We start from the raw sequence: 12,154 nt of genomic DNA on the forward strand, positions 1-12,154 counted from the left end.
CTTACACCTCAATCAATGCCGAGTACTCGTTTCACTGGCTTAAAGCTTTTGCGATGTTCGGCAATAACACCGTACTGCTCTATTGCGGCAAAATGCGCTTTGGTTGGATAACCTTTATGCTGGGCAAAACCAAACTGTGGATGCTGCTTATCTAACGCTTCCATCTCCTGATCTCGCACCACTTTAGCAATAATGGATGCCGCGCTGATTTCGGCTACGCGCATATCGCCTTTTACGACTGCAACACCATCCATCGGTAGCTTAGGTACTCTGTTGCCATCAATCAAGGCTAAATCAGGCTGTACATGTAAACCAGCAATGGCACGCTGCATCGCAACCATTGTCGCTTGCAGGATATTGAGTTCATCAATTTCAGCCGGTGAGCAGCGGCCAATTGACCACGCTAATGCCTTTTGTTGAATTTCAGGGAACAGAGCTAAACGCTTTTTCTCAGAAAGTTTTTTCGAATCATTTAACCCTGCAATAGGGTTGCTTGGATCAAGAATAACCGCAGCGGTGACGACATCACCGACCAATGGGCCTCGCCCTACTTCATCAACTCCGGCAATCAGATGATACCCTTGAGGATATTCGAAGGGTGGGAATTCTTTTTCTGCCATGGTTATGCTTTTCCTATCAAAGTCAAAACAGCTTTTGCAGCCTGTTTATCGGCATCTTTACGGATCCATTGATGCATTTCAGTAAAGCGTTCTATCAAGACGCTGTTGTCACCACTGAGGATTTTATCGACTGCAGGGTATAAAAACTCTGCTTCGCATTGATCAAGAATAAACTCTTTTACCAGCTCTTCTCCGGCAAGAATGTTTGGCAGTGAAACATATTCGGTAATCGCTAATTTTTGTACTAACCACCCTGTTAGGCGGTTAACTTTATAACCAACAACCATCGGTCTTTTCAGTAACATACATTCTAATGCTACGGTTCCAGAGGCAAGTAGTACCGCATCTGCTGCGGTAATTACATTGCGTGCAGTATCTTCAACAATCACAAAATCGAGCTCTGGTGCGGTGGCTTGCCAAATTTCTTCAAATTGCTGTCTACGTTTTGAGTTAACCGCAGCAACCACAAAACCAATATCTGGGTACTTCTGTTTTATTTGACGGCAGGTTTCAATAAAAGGCTTAGCAATTAACCCAACTTCACCACCACGGCTACCTGGTAATACCGCTAACCACTGCTTAGCAGCTTCTAACCGTAATAACTCACGCGCTGCCATTTTGTCAGGCTGAAGAGGAATTGTATCGGCCAGTGTATGACCGACAAATTCACACGCTACTTGATATTTGTCGTAAAACGCTTTTTCAAACGGCAAAAATGCTAAGACTAAATCCGTTGCGGCATCAATTTTAAAAATTCGCTTAGGTCGCCAAGCCCATACTGAGGGGCTGACATAATGAACGGTTTTAATGCCCGCTTTTTTGAGATCAAGCTCTAAGCGTAAATTAAAATCAGGGGCATCAATACCAACAAAGACATCTGGTGGGTTGTCTTTAAAATACTTGACCAGTTGGGCTTTGACTTTGAGCAAGCGCGGTAAACGACCAAGTACTTCAACCAAGCCCATTACCGCTAGCTCTTCCATCTCAAACAGAGATTCACAGCCTTGCGCCATCATTTTAGGGCCGCCAATCCCAACAAATTCCGCATTAGGGTATTGCTGCTTTATTGCTTTAATAAAGCCTTCACCTAACGTATCACCGGATAATTCTCCGACAACAATACCAATTCGTAGTGGTTTTTCCATTGGATGCATATTCTTTCCTAACAAGATGAGCTCAGCGTAGCGGTTGTGCGTCTAAAAGACAAAAGATCGCTAAAAAGTAGCGATCTTCAGATAGTTATCGAGATTCGACAAGTAATTAAGACACGTAGACTTAACGAATAATGCCACGCTCTGTCTGCTGTAACATATCGCTAAGACGCTTGATTGACGGCCACTCTTGCGCCATCTCAAGTAACACTGGTAGCACTTCAGTTTGCGTTTTTCCTGAACGATAAATCTCTTTGTATGCTTTTTGCAGCGCTCGAATTTCTGCTTTTTCAAAGCCATTACGCTTCAAACCAACCAAATTAAGGCCAAATGGTGAAGCATGGTTACCCTGAGCTAATACATACGCCGGTATATCTTGCACTACTGCAGAGCAGCCACCAACGTAAGCGTATGCACCAACGGTACAAAAAGGATGAATCGCCGATAAAGCCATCACTCCGGCATAATCACCAACTGTCACGTGACCGCCAAGAATGGAGTTATTGCCAATGTGAGTATGGTTACCAACAATAACGTCATGAGCGATATGGGCGTTGACACACAATAGGTTATCATTACCGACAACAGTTTGCGTTTTATCTTGCATCGTACCGCGATGAATTTGCACCGCTTCGCGGATAACATTGCGGTCACCGATAATTACGCGGGTATCTTCACCACCGTATTTTTTATCTTGGTTCTCTTCACCGATCACCGCATGTGGAAAAATGCGATTGTCTTCACCAATAACGGTATTACCTTTGATGACGACATGTGACATCACCTCGGTGCCTTGCCCAATACTCACGCCGGATGTGATGTAAGTAAAAGGCCCAACCGTTACATTCGCACCGATGATGGCACCGTCTTCAACCACCGCACTTGGGTGGATTTGTGCAGTTTCGTGAATCATATTAAAACTCTCTACGAGCACATTTTAGCTCAGCAGAACAGACTACTTCGCCATCAACTTTCGCCACACCATTGAATAGTGCAATACCGCGACGTTCTTTTAAAAATTCAACTTCAATAATCAGTTGATCGCCAGGACCAACAGGCTTGCGGAATTTTGCTTTATCGATACTGGCAAAATAATACAACTCATTTTCTTTTGGTGCACCGAAGGTTTTAAACGCTAATAAGCCAGTTGCTTGAGCCATCGCCTCAAGAATCAAAACTCCAGGAAAAACAGGCAACTTAGGGAAATGACCAGTAAATTGAGGTTCATTCACTGAAACATTTTTTAGACCCACCAAGTATTTACCTTCATCAAAGTCAATAACTCGGTCAATCAACAAAAATGGGTAGCGATGAGGAAGTAGCTCCTGAATTTCAGTGATGTTCATCGTTTTCTTTTCAGTAGTCAAAGTCATATTCCTATACAGTAAAACTTCAAAAAATTATTCAGCATTATAGACGAAAAAGGCTCGCAATTGGCGAGCCTTTTTCGAAATAGTGGAATTATGATTCCGCTTTTTGCTCTAGCTGCTTTTCTAGCGCTTTAAGGCGCTTATTCATATCATCAATACGATGAACGCGAGTCGCTGTTTTTCGCCACTCTTTATTGGGTTGCAATGGTATGCCTGAGGAGTACATGCCTTTCTCTGTGATACTACGCATCACCATACCCATGCCTGTAATCGTTACGCCATCAACCACTTCAATATGACCATTGATCACCGCACCACCACCGATAATGCAGTATTTACCAATTTTGGTACTCCCCGCAATGATGGTACCACCAGCTATAGCAGTACCATATCCGATGTGCACATTGTGTGCGATCTGCAATTGGTTATCGATAATCACGTTATCTTCAATAACGGTATCATCAAGTGCACCACGGTCGATGGTGGTACAAGCACCGATTTCAACACGGTTGCCAATGCGAACTGAACCAATTTGTGGAATTTTAATCCACTCACCTTTCTCATTAGCATAGCCAAAACCGTCAGAACCAATAACAGCACCGGACTGAACTAAACACGCACTACCAATTTGAACTTCATGGTAAATACTGACGTTAGCCCACAACTTGGTGTCGCTACCAATTTTAGCATTTTTGCCAATGAAGCATCCTGCGCCAATTGAAACGTTATCACCAAGCTCAACACCTGACTCAATCACGGCATTAGCCCCAACCGAAACGTTGTGACCCAACTTTACATCATCGGCAATGATTGCTGAGGCTGCTATTTCATACGCTGGTTTAGGTGTGATATCCAAGGCTTGTGCGACTTTAGCAAAAGCAACGTATGGGTCATTCACAACCAAAACGTTAGTTTTGCACAGCTCACGCTCAGAAGCCTTCACCATAATCACGCTAGCTTTGCATTCACCAAGGTGCTTACTGTATTTTGGATTAGACAGAAAAGTCACATGACCTTGCTGCGCTTTGTCCATTGGTGCGACTGCAACAACAGTCGCAGAGTCATCACCAAACGCTTCTCCGCCGGTGATAGTTGCCAATTCGGCTAAAGTCAGTTTTACCATAATAGTATTATTTTAGTTGCTTAATTACTTTCTCAGACAAGTTGTAGTCCGCTTTACCATATTGCATGGCTTGTACATCAACAACGATATCGTAACCTTCTTTCTCAGCTACTTTCTGTACGGCTTCTTGGATCACCATAAACAGTTTTTGTTTCTCTTCCGCTTCGCGACGAGCTGATGCTTTTTCTAGTGCTTGCGCTTTGATTTTGTACTTACTATCAAGTTGACCGATCTCGATGCGTAGCTTCTCAACTTCATCTTGACCTAGTAGTTCACCATCACGCTTCAACTTTTCGATTTTAGTCTGAGCTTCAACTTGAATCGTTTGTAGCTCTGCCGCCTTATCTTTAAACTCTTCCTGCAATTTTTGCAAAACGACTTCACGTTGAGGTAGAGCTTGGAAAACTTGCGCAGTATTTATATAGCCAACTTTTTGCGCTGCCTCAGCTGCTTGTGCAAAGAAAGAAGAACTTAGTACTACAAGGCTTACACTAGCCGCTTTAATGATTTTATTCAAAATATTTTCCTTTGTTAGAAGGTTCTACCAATAGTGAAAGTGAAGAATTCTTCGTCGTCACCTTCATAAGATTTAATCGGTTTAGCAAGAGAGAAAACCAGAGGCCCCATCGGTGACATCCACTGTAATGCTACACCATAAGATGAACGGTAGTTCATTGGATCAGAATAATCATAATAATACTCGTCACCATAACTTAATTTAGTGTTTTGGTAATCAAATTCGGTATCCCAAACGCTGGCCATATCGTAAAAAATACTGGTACGAATTTGGCTGCGATAGTCATCTGAAGCAAATGGTGTCGGCACGATCAACTCGATACTTGCCAGTGCAATAGCATTACCACCAACGGAATCATCCGTTGCCGTATAACAACGGTTGTTACCGCCATTATTACCATTACAACCCGTGGAGTCATTATAAACAGCCTTTGGACCTGCCGTGTTTGAACCAAAACCTCTAAGGGTAGTGAAGCCGCCCGCGTAGTAGTTTTCATAAAACGGGAAGAGGTTATCTTGGCCATCGGTTTGACCATAGCCGTTACCATAACCTAAACGCCCCCTTAGTAAGAGAGTAAACTCATGCTTTTTCGTCAATGGGTAGTACTGACGAATATCATACTGTACTTTGAAATACTTGACGTCTGAACCTGGTACGGTCATTTTATAGAACGCACGCTGATGATTACCCGCCGTTGGGAAAATACCGCGGTTCAAGTTATTACGAGTCCAAGAAATATTGAGGTCAAAGTCATCGGTAATTAGGTTACCGTCCTCATTACGATTGCTCGCTTGAGACTGCAAGAATTGGCTCACTTGAACATATTCATCGATATTACCGATGTTGTTATGTGTGTACCCAATACCAAATTCAAAACGATTGAGTTCATCAAATGGGAAACCCCAAGTTAGGTTTGCTCCGTAACTTTCGTTGGTATAGTCAACAATACCAGCTTCTGATGCTTCAAATTGGTTGTAGAAAATCTTACCGCCTAAACTGACACCATCAAGGTTCCAGTATGGGTCTCGATAATCTAGGCTAATGTTCCTTTGATAATCATTCATCATGGCATTAATACCAACACGATTACCAGAACCAATAAAGTTATCTTGTTGCAGACCAACCTGGAAACTAACACCAGACTCTGTGCCGTAACCAATACCAAAGTTTACACTGCCTGAGTTTGCCTCTTTAACGTTGTAAACTAAATCAACTTGGTCTTCACTACCAGGAACACGCACCGTTTGGACATCAACTGTTTCAAAGAAACCTAAACGATTCAAGCGGCCTTTACCCGTATCAATCGCTTTTGAATTGAGCCAGCTTCCTTCCATTTGACGCATTTCTCGGCGCAATACTTCGTCTTTGGTTGAGTTGTTACCCACAAAACGAATATCACGTACATAAATACGATTTCCAGCTTCAACGTTGACAACCAAAGATACTTCTTGAGTTTCATCATCGAATTCAGGAATACTTCGCACTTGTGGGTAAGCGTAACCCGCTTCTCCAAGTGCGCGCTTAACATCTTCTTCTAATCTCGTCACCAATGACCCGTTATACGTTTCACCTGCGGCAAACGGAACCATCGCTTCAAACTCAGCTTCTTTGCCTATTAATTCCCCACGGAACTTGACGTCTTTGACTTGATAAGCTTTGCCTTCGTTGATCCCCAGCGTGATGTAAACACCTTTCTTGTCTGGCGAAATAGCCACTTGTGTGGAATCAACCTGAAACTTTAAATACCCACGATCAAGGTAAAAAGAGCGCAGTGCTTCGATATCCGCGGCCAACACTTGCTTTTGATATTTGTCATCAGCAAGGAAATTCCACCATGCGATATCAACATTTAAGTTAAAGCGAGAGAGCAGTTCTTTATCAGTGAAAACTTCATTACCAATAAAGTTGATTTGTTGGATTTTCGCTGAAACCCCTTCAGTGAAAACAAATTTGAGGTCAGCACGGTTACGCGGTAAAGGTGTTATAACCGCCTTAACGGTTGCGTTGTATTTACCGACGCTGTAGTAAAAATCTTCCAGTCCTTTTTCGATATTGCTCAGTGTGGTGCGGTCTAACGCCTCACCAATTCGAATATTGGAAGCATCTAAGTTTTGCTGTAATTGCTCTTCCTTGATCGCTTTGTTACCAGAGAATGAGACACTGGCAATGGTTGGGCGTTCTTTTACTTGGACAATAAGAACGTTGTTATCTCGTAGTACTTGGACGTCTTCAAAGTTACCTGAGGCATAAAGCGCTTTGATAATATCCGCAACATCTTGTGCATCAACCGTATCACCAATTCGAACTGGCATTTTGAGTAATGCAGCACCGAGCGCAACACGCTGAAGACCTTCAATTTGTATATCTTGGACTACAAAGTTCTCGGCACTATTCGCGGAGAGACTTGTTGCTAATAATGTCGCGAAAAGGATCTGTTTCATTGCCATATTTATTCTTGTTATTCCTTGCTACTACCTTTGCCTAGTGCTTATCAATCACAGGCGAGTAAAATCATTAAATATTGCCACAGCCATCAAAGAAAAGATGATCGCCCCACCAATACGGTATCCCATCTCTTGAACCTTTTCAGGGACTGGACGGCGAATAATCGCTTCAATTGCAAAAAACAGTAAATGCCCACCATCTAGCATTGGTAAAGGCACAAGGTTAATAATCCCTAAGTTGACGCTGATCAACGCCAGAAAACCTAAGAAGTAAACTAAACCGTAATCCGCTGTTGCTCCTGCACCTTTCGCTATCGAAATAGGTCCACTAAGATTGTTCAGACCCACATCACCCACCACCAATTTTTTCAACATGCTGATGGTCAAACCGATCACTTGTTCTGTTTTTTCAACCGCTCTACCGACTGATTCAAATACACCATATTGCAGCTCAAATCGATAACTTTCCGGCCATTCTGCGACTTTAGGAGCGATTCCAGCAAAACCAATCGTTTTACCTTGCGGTAACTCGCGAGTATCCGGTATTAGCTTAACTTTAACTGGTTGACCATCTCGCTCAACCGTCAGATTAATAGCCCGGTTAGGATTGCTTTGAATTAACTCTACCACCTGTTGCCATTGTTCTATTTTCACACCATTGGCTTGAATAAGCGTATCACCAACTTGCAACCCTGCTTTTTCACCGGCCCCACCTTGAGACACGTTGGTCAAGGTATGTGAAATCTCAGGTACAAAAGGTTTAAAACCTAATGCTCCCATAGCAGACTCTGTTTCTGGGTTAAAGTTCCAAGAGTGCAGATCTAAAGTTTTGATTTCTTCAAGACCAATTCTATCGCTAGAACTGACTGTCAGGGTTAATTGCTCATCACCAATGTGGCCAATAAGGCCCATATTCACAGATTCCCAATCTAACGTTTCAACACCAGAAACCGCTTTAATCTGCATACCTGATTCAAGGCCCACTTGTGCGGCAATTGATTGAGGAGTGATATCACCAATGACAGGTTTAACGGCTGGTACGCCAATTAAGAACACAAGCCAGTAAGCAAAAATGGCGAAGAAGAAATTAAAGGCAGGTCCAGCGCCAACGACGGCTGCCCTTTTCCATAATGGTTTTTGATCAAAAGCGAAAGGTTTTAATTCTGGAGCTACGTCATCAACTCGGCTATCGAGCATTTTGACATAACCACCTAGAGGGATCACTGACAGGCTGTATTCGGTACCGTCACGGGCGACTCGGCTCCAGATCGATTTACCAAAACCAATAGAGAACTTTTCAACTTTGATCCCACAGCGGCGCGCAACCCAAAAATGACCGAATTCATGAACGGCGACAAGTATGCCTAATGCAATGATAAAGGATATAAAATTCCATAAAATGCCACTCATGATAAACGCTCTTTTATTGTTTGGTAGGCAAGATTGCGAGCCATTCTATCTAGCTCTAACAAGCTTTCCAAGTCATAGGAATGTAACTGGGTATGTGTTGCACACACTTTTGACAATACGCGTTCATTAACCCGTGCTATATCGGTAAATCGAATTTGCTTATTCAAAAAAGCGTCAACCGCAATTTCATTAGCAGCATTGAGCGATGTGGTCGCATGCTGACCTTGATAACAAGCATCGATGGCTAAGCCTAAGCATGGGTAACGGTCGTAATCGACGTCCATAAAACTCAACTCGGATAGCTGAGTGAAATCAAGTGCTGGCACACCGGCATTAATTCTCTGAGGATAAGCAAGTGTTAACGCAATTGGGGTAGCCATATCTGGTTCTCCCATTTGAGCTAATACTGAACCATCGCGATATTGCACCATTGAATGAATAACCGATTGCGGGTGGATCAGCACTTTTAACTGCTGCTGTGATGCATTAAAGAGCCATTTAGCTTCGATGTACTCCAAGCCTTTGTTCATCATGGTTGCTGAATCGACAGAAATTTTTGGCCCCATTGACCAATTAGGGTGTGCGATAGCCTGCTCTGGGGTGACATCGGCTAATGCATTCAAATCACTGTATCGGAAAGGACCACCAGAGCCAGTCAGCAATATGTGTTGAATACCATGTGCTTGCAAATCACAACGACCAAGTTTGGTTTGTATTTCAGAGGGTAAACATTGGAAAATCGCATTGTGTTCACTGTCCACTGGCAATAATTCAGCGCCATATTGTTCAACGGCATCGATAAACAGTTGGCCAGACATCACCAACGCTTCTTTATTCGCTAATAAAACCCGCTTACCGGCTTTTATTGCCGCCATAGTCGGTAATAAGCCTGCCGCACCAACAATCGCAGCCATGACAGTATCAATTTCATCTAGGGCTGCGACATCACACATCGCCTCATCACCAAATAACACTTGAGTGTTGAGATTGAGTGATTTTAACTGAAGCGATAACTGGTCTGCTGCAGTTTGAGTCGCCATAACCGCGTAAGTGGGATGCCACTGCTGACATAACTCACGCATTTTATTGACGTTACTTCCTGCCGCTAACGCAACGACAGAGAATTGCTCAGGGTTTTGAGCAACAACTTTTAGCGTACTCGCACCAATTGAACCTGTTGCACCGAGAATCGTTAACTTACGCATAGCAAAGACCGTGAAGTAAGCATAAGGCAAGCATACTTGCCCCATGCATTAGAAAATAAAATACAGAAGAGCAAAAATAGGGAACGCAGCAGTAAGGCTATCAATGCGATCCAAGACACCACCGTGCCCAGGAATAATATTGCTGCTGTCTTTAATTCCAGAAACACGTTTAAACATGCTTTCAACTAGATCGCCCAATACTGAAATAACCACGGTTAATAGTGTTATCACCACCATGGATACTGGGCTTGAAAATTCAATATTAAACCAATCTGCCGTGAACCACGCGACGATAAGAGCGGTAATAACCCCACCGATCAAACCTTCGATGGTTTTATTTGGACTGACGGCTGGCGCCATTTTGCGCTTACCAAAACTTTTCCCAGCAAAGTAAGCGCCACTATCAGCGGCCCAAACGATCAGGCAAACGAACAGCACTAATTTTGCACCGTGGTAAGGATCACTTGAAAAGGATTCTGCGCGTAGAAATAGTACGCTCCAGAAAAAAGGGAGTAAGGTCAGCACACCAAATAAATGTCTTAACGTCTTGGAGTTTTCCCACCACGAACGAGACTTCGGATAAGTAATAGCTAAGAAGCTCGAAAACAACCACCAAACCGCGCCGATACCAAGAATCAGATAATGGATGCTCGCCATATCGTTTAAGCTGGTTACATCAGGAGAAACGAGTACGTAACTGGCAGCGCCAGCGACTACGGTCGGAATAGCCGCTAAGTATCTCGATTTAGCATCGACAAACTGAGTCCATTCCCATACACCAATTATCGCGACGACAGCCAAAGCGGCCATAAACAGGGGAAGCGACAGTTTAAAAATCCCTAGTATCACCAGTGGGGCTAAAATGAGCGCTGTGATAATTCGTTGCTTCAAACTAATGGATCCTTTATTGCTGTTCCATCAATGCCTTGATTTGCTCACCGGTACAGCCAAAACGGCGCTCACGATTAACAAACCAAGTCACTGCTTCAATTAAACTTTCTTCGCCAAATTCTGGCCAGTAAATAGGAGTAAAATACATCTCGGCGTAGGCTAACTGCCAGAGCATAAAGTTACTGATGCGACATTCACCACTGGTACGAATGAGCAGATCAACCTCCGGCAGATCAGACATGGTTAACGACTGAGTGATTAAGCTCTCGTCAATCTCTTCCGCAGTCAATTCTCCATTGGCCACTCTGGTGGCAATATTGCGCATAGCTTCAGTAATATCCCATTTACCGCCATAGTTTGCAGCGATATTAACCACCATGCCACTGTTTGACGCCGTTAGTGCTTCCGCTTGAGCTATTTTAGCCTGCAAACGTGAACTAAAGCGTGTCTTGTCGCCAATCACTCTTAAACGCAAATTATTTTTATGCAGTTTTTTTACTTCCGTTGATAATACAGAAATAAATAACTCCATTAACACTCCCACTTCCTCTTGCGGACGTCGCCAGTTTTCACTGCTAAATGCAAACAACGTTACCGCTTTGATACCTAACTTAGCCGAAGTTGAAATGGTTTTTCTGACCGCTGCAACACCATTTTTATGACCAAAAACACGCGGCTTACCTTGAGCTTTCGCCCAACGGCCGTTTCCGTCCATAATGATAGCAATATGTTGAGGTAATATATCGGAGCAGAGGGATGGATTTTGCATAAGAAATTAATTGATTACCAAACTGAAAGGGCAAAATAGCATAAAAAACGCTGCACTGTGAGTACAGCGTTTTTTGAAGGGATAAAAGTTATTAAACTTCCATTAACTCTTTTTCTTTAGCGGCAAGAACATCATCAATCTTCTTAATGGCTGCATCCGTTAGTTTCTGGATGTCATCTTGCGCTTTGCGATCTTCATCCTCTGAAATTTCTTTGTCTTTCAACAGACCTTTCAGATCACCATTAGCATCACGACGAATGTTACGAACAGCAACACGACCGCCTTCAGCTTCACCGCGTACAATCTTAACTAGGTCTTTACGACGCTCTTCCGTCAATGGTGGAAGTGGAACGCGAATAACGGTACCTGCTGACATAGGGTTTAGACCTAGGTCAGACATCAGAATTGCTTTTTCAACTTTCTGTGTCAGTTCTTTATCAAATACAGTAATAGCAAGCGTACGTGCATCTTCTGCTACCACGTTACCTACCTGATTCAACGGTGTTGCTGAACCATAATAATCGACAGAAATACCTGAGAGTAAACTTGGGTGAGCGCGACCAGTACGTACCTTAGAAAGGTTGTTTTTCAGGGCTTCTACGCTCTTATCCATACGCTCTTGAGCGTCTTTCTTGATTTCGTTAATCACAATAT

Annotated in this window: 12 protein-coding genes; all 12 read right to left on the minus strand. The window is 43.2% G+C overall.

The annotated features are described in order from the left end of the window. Window positions 1-8: 8 nt before the first annotated feature. The 12 genes from rnhB to frr all read right to left on the minus strand — a co-directional run bounded on the left by rnhB (window position 9) and on the right by frr (window position 12,149). A complete protein-coding gene (gene rnhB, locus EYW48_RS00330; protein WP_053310931.1) occupies window positions 9-620 on the minus strand; it encodes a ribonuclease HII in 612 nt (203 codons plus the stop codon). Window positions 621-622: 2 nt separating this feature from the next. After that, window positions 623-1,774 carry a lipid-A-disaccharide synthase gene (lpxB, locus tag EYW48_RS00335; protein ID WP_277431739.1) on the minus strand — a complete coding sequence of 384 codons (1,152 nt, stop codon included), beginning with the start codon at window positions 1,772-1,774 and terminating at the stop codon, window positions 623-625. 121 nt (window positions 1,775-1,895) lie between these two features. Next, window positions 1,896-2,684, minus strand: coding sequence for an acyl-ACP--UDP-N-acetylglucosamine O-acyltransferase (lpxA, locus tag EYW48_RS00340; RefSeq protein WP_053310929.1), 789 nt, complete (start codon window positions 2,682-2,684; stop codon window positions 1,896-1,898). Between the two features lies 1 nt (window position 2,685). Next, complete coding sequence (fabZ, locus tag EYW48_RS00345; protein ID WP_171375422.1) at window positions 2,686-3,117, minus strand: 3-hydroxyacyl-ACP dehydratase FabZ; 432 nt, start codon at window positions 3,115-3,117, stop codon at window positions 2,686-2,688. Window positions 3,118-3,232: 115 nt separating this feature from the next. Then, on the minus strand, window positions 3,233-4,264 hold the full coding sequence (gene lpxD / locus EYW48_RS00350; protein WP_277431740.1) for a UDP-3-O-(3-hydroxymyristoyl)glucosamine N-acyltransferase: 1,032 nt from the start codon (window positions 4,262-4,264) through the stop codon (window positions 3,233-3,235). Window positions 4,265-4,271: 7 nt separating this feature from the next. Next, window positions 4,272-4,781, minus strand: a complete 510-nt coding sequence (locus EYW48_RS00355) for an OmpH family outer membrane protein (protein WP_171979442.1) — start codon at window positions 4,779-4,781, stop codon at window positions 4,272-4,274. Window positions 4,782-4,795: 14 nt separating this feature from the next. Beyond that, window positions 4,796-7,228, minus strand: a complete 2,433-nt coding sequence (gene bamA, locus EYW48_RS00360; protein ID WP_171979443.1) for an outer membrane protein assembly factor BamA — start codon at window positions 7,226-7,228, stop codon at window positions 4,796-4,798. A gap of 48 nt (window positions 7,229-7,276) precedes the next feature. Then, a complete protein-coding gene (rseP, locus tag EYW48_RS00365) occupies window positions 7,277-8,635 on the minus strand; it encodes a sigma E protease regulator RseP (RefSeq protein ID WP_261927289.1) in 1,359 nt (452 codons plus the stop codon). Next, window positions 8,632-9,840 carry a 1-deoxy-D-xylulose-5-phosphate reductoisomerase gene (gene ispC / locus EYW48_RS00370; protein ID WP_168521307.1) on the minus strand — a complete coding sequence of 403 codons (1,209 nt, stop codon included), beginning with the start codon at window positions 9,838-9,840 and terminating at the stop codon, window positions 8,632-8,634. Before ispC ends, rseP begins: the two co-directional genes overlap by 4 nt. A 48-nt stretch (window positions 9,841-9,888) precedes the next feature. After that, window positions 9,889-10,731, minus strand: a complete 843-nt coding sequence (locus tag EYW48_RS00375) for a phosphatidate cytidylyltransferase (protein WP_176246222.1) — start codon at window positions 10,729-10,731, stop codon at window positions 9,889-9,891. A gap of 13 nt (window positions 10,732-10,744) precedes the next feature. Further along, window positions 10,745-11,500, minus strand: coding sequence for an isoprenyl transferase (locus tag EYW48_RS00380; protein WP_176246221.1), 756 nt, complete (start codon window positions 11,498-11,500; stop codon window positions 10,745-10,747). A 91-nt stretch (window positions 11,501-11,591) separates the two neighbouring features. Beyond that, window positions 11,592-12,149, minus strand: a complete 558-nt coding sequence (gene frr / locus EYW48_RS00385) for a ribosome recycling factor (RefSeq protein WP_053310921.1) — start codon at window positions 12,147-12,149, stop codon at window positions 11,592-11,594. Window positions 12,150-12,154: the final 5 nt, after the last annotated feature.

It is taken from the genome of Vibrio sp. 1180_3, assembly GCF_029478545.1.
GTDB lineage: Bacteria > Pseudomonadota > Gammaproteobacteria > Enterobacterales > Vibrionaceae > Vibrio > Vibrio aestuarianus.

Excerpts from the sequence above, each read along its gene's own strand:
- ispC (WP_168521307.1), bottom strand. The coding sequence starts at position 9,840 with ATGCGTAAGTTAACGATTCTCGGTGCAACAGGTTCAATTGGTGCGAGT.
- lpxD (WP_277431740.1), bottom strand. The coding sequence starts at position 4,264 with ATGGTAAAACTGACTTTAGCCGAATTGGCAACTATCACCGGCGGAGAA.
- lpxA (WP_053310929.1), bottom strand. The coding sequence starts at position 2,684 with ATGATTCACGAAACTGCACAAATCCACCCAAGTGCGGTGGTTGAAGAC.
- rnhB (WP_053310931.1), bottom strand. The coding sequence starts at position 620 with ATGGCAGAAAAAGAATTCCCACCCTTCGAATATCCTCAAGGGTATCAT.
- lpxB (WP_277431739.1), bottom strand. The coding sequence starts at position 1,774 with ATGCATCCAATGGAAAAACCACTACGAATTGGTATTGTTGTCGGAGAA.
- EYW48_RS00380 (WP_176246221.1), bottom strand. The coding sequence starts at position 11,500 with ATGCAAAATCCATCCCTCTGCTCCGATATATTACCTCAACATATTGCT.
- rseP (WP_261927289.1), bottom strand. The coding sequence starts at position 8,635 with ATGAGTGGCATTTTATGGAATTTTATATCCTTTATCATTGCATTAGGC.
- bamA (WP_171979443.1), bottom strand. The coding sequence starts at position 7,228 with ATGGCAATGAAACAGATCCTTTTCGCGACATTATTAGCAACAAGTCTC.
- fabZ (WP_171375422.1), bottom strand. The coding sequence starts at position 3,117 with ATGAACATCACTGAAATTCAGGAGCTACTTCCTCATCGCTACCCATTT.